We start from the raw sequence: 12,818 nt of genomic DNA, 5'->3' as shown, positions 1-12,818 counted from the left end.
AGAGATTTATGACTTGGCTCGAGAGATCCCTAAAGACTTGGCGGCAATTGATGTTGTTCCACAACGATGGTGGAAATGATTTTTAAGTACCGTCTGAACCTCGCATGGAGACTCATCATTAAGATTTTAAATAAAAAAAACAACAAGGGCGCACGTATCAGTCCTTGTTAAAGGAGGATTTATGTATTCATTTTTAGAGCGCCGAGTTTCAGAGAGTAAAAAAAAGAAAGCCTGGACTTTAGCTTTGTGGATCAATGAAAACGTTGAACGTTATATCGTCATTTTTCTATATGCAATGCTTGCAATCGTAGTCGTGGGCGATGTGGCTTCTCGGGTGATTACCGGTAACCAGAGTCAGTGGGGTTCTAGTATAAGTATCTACCTATTCATTTGGCTTTCCTGGGTTGGCTGCTCCTACCATGTAAAAAAACGATCTCATCTACGTTTTGGATCATTTCGAAAAAATCTACCTCGTCGGTTTCAAGCGGCGCTTTATATCTTTGATGATTTTCTTTGGATTGGATTGAGTTTTGTTGTTATTTGGGGTGTGAATAGCCTCATATCTATGCAGCTAATGCTCCAAAACTTAATTCAAGGGACTTCATTGCCGCTGGCTCTAGCAACTATATCGATTCCTATTGGGTGGTCTCTGGTAATTATCCGTGCACTATTCGACGTACTACACGTGGTCATGGACTATCACAATGGAACTGAATTTGAAACTGAGATTTCCTTAAACAGCGACTAAAATCGAGGGGGACAAAATGGATACAGGTTCATTGGTGTTATTAATTACCTTACTTATGGCGGTTTTTTTTGCAATAGGTGTTCCAGTCGTATTGTGTATGGGAGTGTGGGCTACTTCGGTTCTGTACTTTACTGAGGCTATGCCGATTATGAATATAGGGCAAGGTGCATTTTTTGGACTAAGTTCTTTTGCCTTACTTGCTATGCCTTTGTTTATTTTGACGGGTGATCTAGTCAGGGAGGGTGGGATTGCAAGACGATTCATTACGCTATCCAAAGCCATGTTGGCGCGTTTACCCGCGCGGTTACCGGTTTCCACCCTTGGTGCTTCCGCTATGTTTTCTGCAATCAGCGGATCTAACGCAGCAACAACGGCTACATTGGGCCGGATGATGATCCCGTCGATGGTTGAAGAACGCGCGCCCACAGCCTTTGCGGCAGCGGTAACCGCTGCGGGAGGAACATTGGGAATTATGATTCCGCCTAGTCTCATAATGATTGTGTATGGCGTACTAATGAATGTTTCTCCATCCGATCTGTTCATTGCGGGCTTGCTCCCAGGCTTATTAATGGTTGTCGGCATGGTTTTAATCACTGTTTTTATCGGTTGGAAGAAGGGCTGGACCGCGCCTGTTGAAAAAGAAGCCCCCGTGTCCGTCTGGAAAGCTGCCTGGGATGCGAAGAGTGGAGCTGGCGCGATGGTAATTGGGCTGGGCGGTATATATGCGGGAATTTTCTCACCCACTGAGGCTGCTGGTATTGCAGCGGCGTATTGCTTAATTATCGGAGTTTTTCTCACCAAAGAGCTAAAAGTAGGAAAAATTGGAAATGTATTATTCTCCAGCGGTGCTGTAGCGGGAATTATTGCCCCGATTGTTGCATTTGCAATGGTTATACAAGAGGTCGTCACAGTACTTAGCCTTCAGGATGCAATATGGGAATTTGTATTGGGATTTGCGTCTTCTCCTTTAGCTATCCTCGGAATAGCAATGATTGCCGTATTAATTTTCGGGTGCGTACTGGAATCAATTCCGAATATTATCATCCTTGCACCTATCTTTGCGCCACTTGCAATCGATGCAGGGGTTGATCCAATTCACTTCGCTATCGTGTTTGTGATGGGGAGTACAATCGGATTTATAACACCCCCTTATGGATTAAATCTGTTTGTCGCAAGCAGTGTGTCTGGGGCGTCTATTTTTTCCATATCTCGAGCAGTGTTGCCTTATCTGGTCATGCTGATCATAGTTTGGATAATTGTTGCATTGGTTCCTTCTATAAGTTTGTTCTTACTTTAAAAAATTGGGAGAAAAATGATGGCTTCTGAAACAAAACTGAAGCGAAAAAAGGTAACCCCACAGGAGATCCGATCTCGAAAGTGTGGAGGTGAAAAAATAACCCTAGTGACTGCGTATGATTACCCATTTTCCAAATGGGCAGACGAATCGGGGATTGACTTTATATTTGTAAGTGATGCTTTGAGTACGGTTGGTTTAGGCCGAGATAATGTTTATACCGTTTCAATTGAGGAAATGGTTTATCACACGAAGGCCGTTAAAAGAGGCATAAACGATAGCCTTCTTCTTGTGGCTATGCCTTTTCTTTCTTACAGTTCAAAAGAAAGCGCTTTAGCTTCTGCAAAAGTCCTAATAAAGGAGGGAGGCGCGGCTGCCTTGGAGATTGAAGGAGGAAAAGAAACGTCTGTAATTATCAAGGCATTAGTGAATGAAGGAATTCCTGTAGTCGGGCATGTAGGTCTGACGAAGAAAACGGCATTCTCTGCGGGAGAGTATCGAATCCAGGGAAAAAATGCGGAGGATATAGAGCGAATAATTAACGATGCGATCGCAGTGGCTGCCGCTGGTGCTTTTGCCATTATTTTAGAGTGTATTCCAGACCGAGTTGCGGGAATTATCTCTGAGGCGATCGATATACCAACTATCAGTTTCGGGGCTGGACCATACTGTGATGGCCAAGCTCTAGTGACACAGGATATGTTGGGAATGTTTGACGAGTTTTGTCCTAAGTTCGTCCGCAGATACGCTGAAGTAGGCTCTTTGGTTAGAGAAAGCTTTACTTTGTATCGTGAGGAAGTCACTGGGTTAGCTTTCCCTGCACAGAAGCATTCAATAAATATCTCGGACAGTGAACTTTCGATCGTAGCAGAAGCTATGGGCGAAAGCATAAAACCCGCAACGAAGGGGAAAAAAGGTGGAAACGGAACCAAACAAAAAGATTGTGATGAAGACGCCTATGTCAAGGTAATCGCGAATGCCATTCGTAGAAGATTAGAGACAGAAAAGGGGGAACATTTATCGATATAGACTTACTAGTGATGATGTAATTTATACACGTATTTAAAGTTTTTATTTAATAATGTCGAGGTGACTAAAATGTCTGAACAAAAGAGAAAAAAAGTAACCGTAAAGTCCCTGCTTGAAAAAAAACAACGAGGAGAAAAAATCGTTGCTCTTGGTGTATATGATGCGCCGATGGCGAAGATTGCGGACGATATTGGATTTGATATGTTAATTAACGGCAATGCTGGGCCAATGTCCCTTCTTGCGCACCCTACCCCAATGACCGTGCGTTTCGAAGAACAGCTAATACTTACTCAAGCTGTGTCAAGGGTCGCGAAATATGGAATGGTTGTAGGTCATATGCCATATATGACCTATCACTTTTCGAAAGAAGACGCTATTCGCAACGCGGCACGTCTTATCGCAGAAGGTGGAGCGGATGCCGTTAAATGTGAGGGAAACAGATATACTGCAAAAATTGTAGCGGAGATCGTGAGGGCTGGAATTCCTGTAATTGGACACATTGGAATGCAAGCTTCTCGGAAGCTGGAACAAAGCGGATATGGATTTAAAGGTAAACATGCCGAGGAGGCCGCGAAAATTGTAGATGATGCGCGAGCGTTTGTTGAGGCGGGCGTTTTTGCATTTATTCTCGAATATGTTCCTGTTGAAATCACAAACTACTTGGCAGAAACACTGCCGGTGCCTGTGATTAGTGTAGGGGCGGGGCCCTCACCGGATGGCACTTATCTAATTAGTGGTGATGCTGTAGGTTATAGTGCATTTCCAAAACCAAAAAATGAAGCAAGTTTTGTTGATGTGAGACCAATAATTCAAAAGGGATTGGAGGAGTATAAAGACCAAGTCCTTTCTGGAGCCTATCCTGGAGAAAAGTACACACACCGAATGGAGCCAGCGGAGGCAAGAAAATTTGAGAGCTTGGTAAATAAGCAAAGTTCTTAAAACTTTAAGTTAGGCTGTTTCTGATGCGAAAAAAAGAGCCATCTGAAAACGGTTAGAGCGCTTTAGGGCATGCGCGTCCTTTTGAACGAGGATCGGGTTATTATTTGTTACCTGATCAACATTCAAGCGGCGCCTATGGTTAGCCATTGGACACGTTCATGCCCCTAAGTTACTGCTTGGATATCGCCTCATTAATAGTGCTGAATGATTTTCATTCGTCAGAGCCCGAATATGGTGACCAAGCCTCTATGTAATTAAGATTACCAAACCAATGTAAGGAAGGCAACAAAATGCAAAGCAATTATAGAAATTTAATTAAGGATGGCCTGGCGAGGAAAGAGTTCATCTACACCCTTGAGCATGTTCCTGAGCTTCTTGCAAATATTGATCAAGGCCTTTCGATTCTGGAATCTGAAGCAGAACTGGTTGCCACTGATGATCGGGTTAGAGGTGTGAATATTGGAGACCGTGTAAAGTCCATGCACTCTGTTAGTACGGTCGAATGTGGGAGCGTAGCAGCAAAGGCAAGTGGCAAAATGCCGTTACTTCATCTTGCGGGTAAGAATCGTGAAGTTGGTGAGGCAAGAGCGGTATTTAAAGAAGCTTCAGAGCTGGGTTTAAAAAACTATCTCATTATTTCAGGAGACAGGGTTACCGAGGAAACTCATGAAGGTCGAACCCGCTACCTTGACTCTGTTATTGGAATTGTTGAAGCGAAAAAGATCGTGCCAGATTCGTTTATTGCCGCAGGCGTAACACCCTTTAAATATAAAGAAGAGGAGCTGCTTAATCAATATCTAAAGATGGCAAAGAAAATTAATGCCGGAGTTGATTATTTTATTACGAACTGCGGTTGGGACATGGATAAATTTCAGGAGCTTATTTGGTACCGAGACGCACGCGGGTTCGATACTCCTATTGTGGCTAATCTACTGATGCCTATGCCTCAGTGGGCGAAAGGAATTCATGCTAAACGGTTGCCGGGAGTTTTTATGTCGGACGACCTATACGCGAAGATTCAAGAGGAAATATCTAAGGACGATGCAAAACGCAGTGGTTTTCAGCGTCTGGTGTTGCAGATAGTTGGGGTGAAGCTTATGGGCTATGCAGGAGTTCAGCTTAGTGGCGTAGATACCTATAGCGAACTGCGGGAAGTCATGGAAGCTGCGGAAGATTTGGAGAAAGAACTCACGAGTATGGATCTTTGGAGAGAAGCCTGGGATCGATTTAATACGCTAGGTAATGGCGAAGTCGTCGAATTCGCCCCAGAACATGCCCTTTATCTTTTTCCAGATGGCGAGCCTCGGAAAAATAGCCTAAGCGGGCCACCTGTTTTGCCGGGCAATAGGCCTAACTCCGCGCAAATGCGGAAATACCATTTTATGCATTACGTACATGAGCACATGTTTAAGAGCGGTTCTTTTGGGGCGGCAATTCTCGCGCCGGTTTTTCGTTTTATGGATAAGACGACTGTTGGCAGATCAATTCTATTGAAGGCTGAGCATAGCTTTAAGGAACCCATGCTAGGGTGTGAGTCTTGTGGATTCTGTCGCATTCAGTACTTGTCCTATGCCTGCCCTGAGACATGTCCAAAAGGACTCGCTAACGGACCTTGTGCTGGAACCGATGAGAATACATGTGAATTCAAGGATAGAGAGTGCATTCATAATCTTAAGTATCGAATTGCTAAGGAAGTAAATAAGCTGGGTGATCTTGAAAAGATTTATATACCTGCAGTAGAGGGAACGCGAAATACACCTTCATGGGCAAATGAATTCAAAGAAGACGCCCCTGTTGCGCAGGTATTAGGGCGTCGTAATGATTGTGATGGGGTAAAGCTCATTGATGTTGTGGAGGTTCATAGATAGGTCTTAATTTTGATTAACGGGAAACGCTTTTCGGTTATGGTTAATTAGAGGTGTGGTGTAATGTGTGATAATAGAAAAAATTTTATCATTGCGGTTGCCTGCCCTGCTAGATCCGGTATCGTTGTGTCGGTCGTTTCGTTTTTGACGGGAAGTAACTGTTATATAAGTGAACTCTCTCAATTTGACGATGAGCAAAGTGGTCGTTTCTTCCTGCGCGCGAGGTTTTATTTTAATGATTGGTTAGATGAAGATATCGATGCGTTGAGATCAGGATTTAATGTGGTTGCGGAACAATTTCTGATGGAATGGGGGATACACGATAGCGCCACTTCAATGCGTGTATTGGTTATGGTAAGTAAAGAAGATCACTGCCTGGAGGACTTGCTTTATCGACGACGTAAAAGTGAGCTTCAAATAGATATACCCGCAATAATTTCCAATCATCTAGATTTGAAATCGATTGCCGATCGTGAGGCCATTCCTTTTATATTTCTTCCAGTTACAAACGATAATAAAAGTGAACAAGAAGGAAAGTTGCTTGATATTGTAATGGAAACTAAATCTGAGTTGATAGTTCTTGCGAGATATATGCAGGTTTTTTCAGACAGTCTCTGCCAGGAACTCTTTGGTCGAGTGATTAATATTCATCACTCCTTCTTGCCGGGGTTTAAGGGCGGAAGGGCCTATCATCAAGCCTTTGAAAGGGGTGTGAAGCTCATTGGAGCTACCTCTCATTATGTTACCCCTGACTTAGACGAAGGCCCAATCATTGATCAGGAGGTTCGTCCTGTTGATCACACCTACCTTACGGAAGATCTGGTCGCTGCTGGTAGACAAACGGAGACGGTAGCATTATCCCGATCGGTTAAATACCACATAGAGCATCGCGTTTTTATTAACGGTAACAAGACAGTCGTAATAAAGTGATTTTTCTGGTTTGGGTCTTATTTATGAAATTATGCGAATGAAGGTGGCGTATTCGTGGTTGTTGTGTGTAGGCGCCAAGGATTTCGGAAAAGTCGGATTTTGGTGAAGTTTACGATAATCGTTGGCTTTCATAAAGGATTTGGTTATGCGGGCTAGAAAAGTATTATTAAAGCTATTGCCGTTCCTAAGATGGAAAAGGGCCTCATTGCATGACATCCGTTCAGATTCTATTGCTGGCATATCAGTGGGCCTTGTATTGATACCTCAGGCCCTTGCCTATGCCCAGCTTGCCGGAATGCCTCCTGTTACGGGATTATATGCTGCGCTTTTGCCTGGAATAGTTGGAGCTCTTTTTGGGTCTTCGTCTTTACTCGCTGTGGGTCCCGTTGCGTTGACAAGTCTTTTGACGTTTTCTGCACTTCAGCCGCTAGCTGAGCCAGGAACGCCAGAATGGATTAACCTAGCTATCTGGCTGTCCTTGTACTCTGGAGTCATGCAGTTTGCGATGGGTGTATTTCGCATGGGAATTGTTGCAAACCTCGTTTCTAACTCGGTCGTTCAGGGCTTTATTAATGCGGCTGCTATAATAATTATTCTATCACAGTTGCCGGCCCTCTTTGGCCTTGGAAGGATTTCTGAAGGTGATTGGTTTTCTAAAGTTGAGTTCATATGGAGCTATGCGCCTTTAGATATGTTGGTTACGGCTGGTTTTGGTCTTTTCGGAATTATTTTCTTGGTTTTGATTAAAAGGATTTTGCCAAGATTCCCCGGTGTTATGATTCTTACCCTGCTTGGTATAGCACTTAGCCAATGGGTAGGGTTTGAGCAGTTAGGTGGGGACGTTGTTGGGCACGTTGGAGGAGGGCTTCCGCATTTTTCAATAAATCTTGATCTTTCCCTCGCTAAGCACATAGACCTGTTAGTTCCCGCCGCAATCATCGCCTTAATCAGCTTTACAGAAGCAATGTCTAGTTGCCGAACTATGTCAAGGTTAACTGGCGAGCCGTGGGACCGAAATCAGGAACTTATTGGCCAGGGTATGGCAAAGATCTCGAGTGGTCTCAGCGGTGCCTTTCCGGTAAGCGGATCCTTTTCCAGAACCGCGCTGAATGCCTTTAGTGGTGCGAAGACAGGTCGTGCGACTCTGGTTACGTCGTTTGTAGTGTTAATCTCCCTTTTCGGATTTACAGGTTTACTCTACCACCTTCCAACCGCAATACTGGCTGCGATTATTATAGTTCCAGTTGTGCGGTTGATCGACATTCCAGGCCTCATCAAGTTGTGCCGAGGAAGTCCAAAGGATGGCGGCGTTGCACTGATTACTTTAGCCGTCACTCTCTTTACTGTGCCTGAGTTATATTGGGGGGTGTTAGCCGGTATAGCAGCATCCCTTATTGCGTTTCTTCACAACCATACTATGCCTCGTATAATCGAGCTCGGTATACACGAGACCGGAGCCTTAAGAGACCGGAAGCTATACCATTTAGCACCTATTTCTGATGGGGTTCTCACGGTTCGCATGGACGCCGCATTGACTTACCTGACTGCACCTGTCCTCGAACGTTACTTGCGAGGAAAAGTTGATTCAGATCCGAATATTCGATTTGTTTTAATCTCTGCATCCTCATTGAATCAAGTAGATTCGACCGGAATCGATACTCTAAAGGAGATCTGGTCGTTGTTAGAATCAAGAAGGATTAAACTCTATTTATCCGGACCGAAACTGCCGCTGAGGGAAGCACTTGAAAAGGCAGGGTTGATTGATGTTATTTCTGCTAGTTGCATCTTCCCAACTGATGAAAAAGCAATAGAGTCGCTGCGTAAGGTGCGAGAATGATGATTTTTCGCCTTGGCATAGTGAAAATCTGACGTGAACCGTGCTCTTTCGCTTCGCGCAATTCAGGGGTCTACCCAGTTACTGCGGACATTCCTAGAAGAGGCGAACTGTGCCAAAGGAGTGTTCATGTCCTATAGGCCAGAATTCAAAACGCGAAGGCATTGCTTTAGCCCGGCAACCCGCTGTGAGTTGTCGCCAGATACCCCTAAAGGTTGGAGGTAATCCCAACCTGTTGTCCCGGTGGCGCAGAGAAGCGGATGAGGAGAGAGGTAAGGCCTTCAATGGCTCTAACTTCCCAAGAGAACAGGAGGTTGCCCATCTCAAGCTAGAGCTCGCCCGTGTGAAGAAGGAAAGTGATTTTTTGCTCGAAGCGGCGGTGTTCTTCGCAAAGGAGTCGTCCTGAGGTATCAGGCGATTCAACATTGTCGCAATCAGTTTCCAATACGTCTTATGTGCCGATGCCTGAAGGTGTCGGCCAGCGGTTATTATGCTTGAGTATCTCGCGCTCCGTCCGCCACGGCAAAAGCTAATCAGTACTTGTTGTCGCGCATCAGAGAGATTCACGATGACGGCGGTGCCGTTATTGGTTCACCCCGTATGCATGAGGATCTGGTTGCCTAGCTTGCTTCAACAAGCCTGAACCGTGTTGCGCGATTGATGGCCATGCGTGGTATTCAGGGGTGCCACGCGAGAAGCGCGGACGCTTGGGACGTCGATCTTATCGGCCACCGGGTGTATGGAATCATCTGGAGCGGATTTTCTCTGATTTGGAGCCAGACACCAAGTGGGTGACGGGTATTGCAAAGATATCCACGCAGGAAGGAAAGCTCTTTCTGTGCGTGGTTCTGGACCTGTTCAGCAAGCTGATCGTTGGCTGGCCCATGAATCACAGACAGGATCGCCAGATGGTGATCAGAGCCGTTGAAATGGCCGTTTAGCAACGCCAAGGGGAAGTCCCGGTGATTTTACGCTCTGATCGAGGCAGTTAATTGACCAGTGGCGACTACCAGCGATGTCTCGTCAATAACCGTCTGGTGAGCGGCATGAGTGTGGTCGGCCTCTATGGCGATAACGCTGCCTGAGCGGGGTTCTTCGGAATGCTCAAGCGTGAGCGAGCGCACCATCGGCGTTATCGTACTCAGAATGAAGCGAGAGCTGATGTATTCGACTACGTTGAGCGGTTCCCTAATCCCAGGATGCGACTCAGAGTTGCCGCTCAAGACAGGAAGTTGTCCGCCGTTTTAAAGCCGTCCGTGGAGACAGGGTAGAACCCTCGCGCCGGTATCGTGACTGGAATCTCACCAACTCAAATTTCTTCATTTATAGAGTCCGCGCCTGCCGAAACGCACGATAAGCAAATAGGAACTGTAAAAAACAGTTTGACCATCGGGAATCTCAGACTTGGAGGTTAATGGTTTGAGACGGTAAGCTACCTTAGGAAGTTGGCAGGTGTTGATAATAGCCACAAGCTTTGGAGCTTATCGAGCGGATGAATGAGTAATTTGGGCAAGGTTTTTGGTATGGCCTTGTAGAGAAGGGGCGGCATGGATGAAAATTTAAATCGAATGGCCGATAGATAAAGTGCGATAGGTGACTAGACACTGCACACGTTGGATTCTGGTATTAAAGGCGGCATAATAGAGGGCTGTTGCTCCTAACTAATTGAAAGCAAAGGGTGTTAATCGTTGTTTGGTGAGGCGAAGGCCGGAATGTTGGTTGTGCATAATTAAAAATGCACAGTGGTTATGTGTACTTGCAATCCACCCACCCTGGCGTGTTGTGCAAAAATATGGTCGTATGAAGATCTAGGGGGTGCCGTTCAATATTGCCTCCTACGCTCTGCTCACGCACATGATTGCCCAGCAGTGCGACCTGGAGGTTGGTGAGTTCGTGCATACCTTTGGCGACTGTCACCTGTACCAGAACCATCTGACCGATGACATCGTCTTCGAGCAGCTGAAGCGGGAGCCCCGCGCGCTGCCGACGCTGGTGATCAAACGCAAGCCCGCGAGCATCTTCGAGTACGAGCTGGAGGACTTCGAGTTTGAGGGTTATGACCCGTATCCGGGCATCAAGGCACCGATTGCCATCTGATTCCATTCCAAACAGGCGAGTCCATGAGAAAAGCACTGATTGTCGCCATGTCCCGCAACCGGGTCATCGGCCGGAACAACAAATTGCCCTGGTATCTGCCCGGAGACCTGCGTTATTTCAAACAGGCTACGATGGGAAAGCCCATTATCATGGGTCGAAAAACCTGGGACTCCATCGGTCGACCGCTGCCGGGACGGATGAATGTCGTGATTTCCAGGAATGAAACCTGGGAAGCGCCGACCGGAACGGTCGCCGCCAAGTCATTGCCCGAGGCGCTGGTGAAAGCCGAAGCCCAGGCCGAGCTTGAGGGTGGTGACGAGGTGATGATCATCGGTGGCGGGCAGATCTACGCCGAGGCTTTGCCGATGGTTGATCGGATGTACATCACCCAGGTGCACGCTGAGGTTGACGGCGATGCGTTTTTTCCGGAAGTGAACTGGGATGAGTGGGAAGAAATCGGACGGGAGGATTTCTCCGCGTCCGATAACAACCCTTACGACTACAGCTTCGTGGTCTATCAGCGCCAGGCTTAAGCCTGGCGAGGTGGGCGCTTGCCAGCGGGCTTGCCGCCCTTACCGGGAGACTTGCCTTTGGGCCCCGGGCCGCCGCGTCCCTTCGGTCCTTTCTTGAATCCGCCTTTCGGGCCTTTGCGGTTATCGCCCGGGCGGCCACCCTTGCGGTCGCGACGCGGCGGAGGCGTGGCGGAGACCACCGGCAGTGCCTCGGGCTGCTCCAGAGGCAGGGAACCGGGTTGGGCCGCTTCCATCCAGCAGGCCAGGGCACCCGCCACCATGGCCATATCCATCTCGTTGCGCTCGGCGATCTCGTCCAGCAGGGCCATGGTCTTGGCCAGCTTCTTGTCTTCAGCGAACGCCAGTAGCTGGGTTTCAAACTGCTGCTCGCGCATTTTCTTCAGTTCAACCGGTGACGGCAGCTCATAGGCCTGCATAGGGGAGTTGGTGGCACGTTCCAGCGTGCGCAGCCAGCTCCGCTCCCGGGGCGTGACCAGCAGAATGGCCTTGCCTTCCCGACCGGCGCGGCCGGTACGGCCAACACGGTGGATGTAGGCTTCGGTGTCGTAGGGCACATCGTAGTTGATCACGTGGGTAATGCGCGGCACGTCCAGACCGCGGGCCGCTACGTCGGTCGCCACGATAATGTCTTTCTTGCTGCGCTTGAGGTCTTCAACGGTCTGCTCGCGCTGGCGCTGGTTCAAATCGCCGTTCAGTGGTGCCACCGCGTGCCCGCGTGCCGACAGTTTCTCGGCCAGCAGTGTGGTTTCCGCCTTGGTGCGCACGAAGATGATGGAGGCGTCAAACGGCTCCACTTCGAGAATCCGTGTCAGGGCGTCGAGTTTACGCTCGGCGTAGACCGGCAAAACAAACTGGGAGATGCGCTCGACCGTGCGGGTTTCGCTTTCAATGCGAACTTCCGTGGCGTTGCGCAGGTAAGTCTGGGCCACTTTCTTGATTTGCGGCGGCATGGTGGCTGAAAACAGGGCGCGTTGGCAGTTCTCCGGTGTTTTCGCCAGGATCGCTTCCACGTCGTCGATAAAGCCCATGCGCAGCATTTCATCGGCTTCATCCAGAACCAGCGCCTTCAGGCCGTCCAGTTTCAGGGTGCCTTTGCGCAGGTGGTCAAGCATGCGGCCCGGGGTACCCACGACGACCTGGGCTCCGCGGCGGAGGCCCTTGATCTGGGGGTAAAAATCCTGGCCGCCGTAGATGGGCAGCACATGGAAATTCCGGAACTTGCTGGCATAGGTGGTAAAGGCTTCAGCCACCTGGATGGCCAGTTCCCGTGTTGGTGCCAGCACCAGAATCTGGGGTTCGGTAACAGAGGCGTCAATCCGGCTCAGCAGGGGCAGTGCAAATGCCGCGGTTTTACCGGTACCTGTCTGGGCAACACCCAACAGATGGTTGCCGGCAAGCAGCGCGGGAATAGACTGGGCCTGGATGGGAGACGGGGTTTCGTAGCCAACGGCGGACACAGCTTCAAGTACGGCTGGATCAAGCCCCAGTTCGGCAAAGGACAATTCAGACATTGATTCACTCGGAATTCGGGAGGTAGAGCATTGCCGGG

At 48.1% G+C, this 12,818-nt stretch carries 9 protein-coding genes and 2 pseudogenes; 10 read left to right on the top strand and 1 reads right to left on the bottom strand.

The features are described from left to right. Positions 1 to 181 precede the first annotated feature (181 nt). From WA411_RS15160 to WA411_RS15115, 10 genes and pseudogenes are all read left to right on the top strand, one after another. Positions 182 to 748, top strand: coding sequence for a TRAP transporter small permease (locus tag WA411_RS15160; RefSeq protein WP_291909801.1), 567 nt, complete (start codon positions 182 to 184; stop codon positions 746 to 748). 16 nt (positions 749 to 764) lie between these two features. Further along, positions 765 to 2,045 (top strand): TRAP transporter large permease, encoded by a 1,281-nt coding sequence (locus tag WA411_RS15155; protein WP_291909803.1) that lies wholly within the window; start codon positions 765 to 767, stop codon positions 2,043 to 2,045. Positions 2,046 to 2,060: 15 nt separating this feature from the next. Beyond that, complete coding sequence (panB, locus tag WA411_RS15150) at positions 2,061 to 3,071, top strand: 3-methyl-2-oxobutanoate hydroxymethyltransferase (RefSeq protein WP_291909805.1); 1,011 nt, start codon at positions 2,061 to 2,063, stop codon at positions 3,069 to 3,071. A gap of 69 nt (positions 3,072 to 3,140) precedes the next feature. Next, positions 3,141 to 4,010: a 3-methyl-2-oxobutanoate hydroxymethyltransferase gene (gene panB, locus WA411_RS15145; RefSeq protein WP_291909807.1), complete on the top strand. Its 870-nt coding sequence runs from the start codon at positions 3,141 to 3,143 to the stop codon at positions 4,008 to 4,010. Between the two features lie 290 nt (positions 4,011 to 4,300). Continuing rightward, entirely contained in the window at positions 4,301 to 5,878 is a 1,578-nt protein-coding gene (locus WA411_RS15140) for a methylenetetrahydrofolate reductase C-terminal domain-containing protein (protein ID WP_291909809.1), read from the top strand. A gap of 60 nt (positions 5,879 to 5,938) precedes the next feature. Continuing rightward, complete coding sequence (gene purU, locus WA411_RS15135; RefSeq protein ID WP_291909811.1) at positions 5,939 to 6,805, top strand: formyltetrahydrofolate deformylase; 867 nt, start codon at positions 5,939 to 5,941, stop codon at positions 6,803 to 6,805. 145 nt (positions 6,806 to 6,950) lie between these two features. Further along, positions 6,951 to 8,642 carry a SulP family inorganic anion transporter gene (locus tag WA411_RS15130; RefSeq protein WP_291909813.1) on the top strand — a complete coding sequence of 564 codons (1,692 nt, stop codon included), beginning with the start codon at positions 6,951 to 6,953 and terminating at the stop codon, positions 8,640 to 8,642. Between the two features lie 126 nt (positions 8,643 to 8,768). Beyond that, positions 8,769 to 9,910: pseudogene (locus WA411_RS15125) on the top strand (IS3 family transposase). 541 nt (positions 9,911 to 10,451) lie between these two features. Next, positions 10,452 to 10,736 (top strand): annotated as a pseudogene (gene thyA, locus WA411_RS15120) (thymidylate synthase); the annotation flags it as partial. A 23-nt stretch (positions 10,737 to 10,759) separates the two neighbouring features. After that, positions 10,760 to 11,269 (top strand): dihydrofolate reductase, encoded by a 510-nt coding sequence (locus WA411_RS15115; RefSeq protein ID WP_069183978.1) that lies wholly within the window; start codon positions 10,760 to 10,762, stop codon positions 11,267 to 11,269. Here WA411_RS15115 and WA411_RS15110 read toward each other — a convergent pair. Further along, positions 11,266 to 12,780, bottom strand: coding sequence for a DEAD/DEAH box helicase (locus WA411_RS15110; protein ID WP_069183977.1), 1,515 nt, complete (start codon positions 12,778 to 12,780; stop codon positions 11,266 to 11,268). The two genes, WA411_RS15115 and WA411_RS15110, sit on opposite strands and share 4 nt — an antisense overlap. Positions 12,781 to 12,818: the final 38 nt, after the last annotated feature.

The sequence above is a fragment of the Marinobacter sp. CH_CUG1437-1 genome, from assembly GCF_037029655.1.
GTDB lineage: Bacteria > Pseudomonadota > Gammaproteobacteria > Pseudomonadales > Oleiphilaceae > Marinobacter > Marinobacter salsuginis.
This window is presented reverse-complemented; position numbering and strand designations above follow the sequence as displayed.

Coding starts and splice junctions, on each gene's coding strand:
- WA411_RS15160 (WP_291909801.1), top strand. CDS start 182: ATGTATTCATTTTTAGAGCGCCGAGTTTCAGAGAGTAAAAAAAAGAAA.
- WA411_RS15155 (WP_291909803.1), top strand. CDS start 765: ATGGATACAGGTTCATTGGTGTTATTAATTACCTTACTTATGGCGGTT.
- panB (WP_291909805.1), top strand. CDS start 2,061: ATGATGGCTTCTGAAACAAAACTGAAGCGAAAAAAGGTAACCCCACAG.
- panB (WP_291909807.1), top strand. CDS start 3,141: ATGTCTGAACAAAAGAGAAAAAAAGTAACCGTAAAGTCCCTGCTTGAA.
- WA411_RS15140 (WP_291909809.1), top strand. CDS start 4,301: ATGCAAAGCAATTATAGAAATTTAATTAAGGATGGCCTGGCGAGGAAA.
- purU (WP_291909811.1), top strand. CDS start 5,939: ATGTGTGATAATAGAAAAAATTTTATCATTGCGGTTGCCTGCCCTGCT.
- WA411_RS15130 (WP_291909813.1), top strand. CDS start 6,951: ATGCGGGCTAGAAAAGTATTATTAAAGCTATTGCCGTTCCTAAGATGG.
- WA411_RS15115 (WP_069183978.1), top strand. CDS start 10,760: ATGAGAAAAGCACTGATTGTCGCCATGTCCCGCAACCGGGTCATCGGC.
- WA411_RS15110 (WP_069183977.1), bottom strand. CDS start 12,780: ATGTCTGAATTGTCCTTTGCCGAACTGGGGCTTGATCCAGCCGTACTT.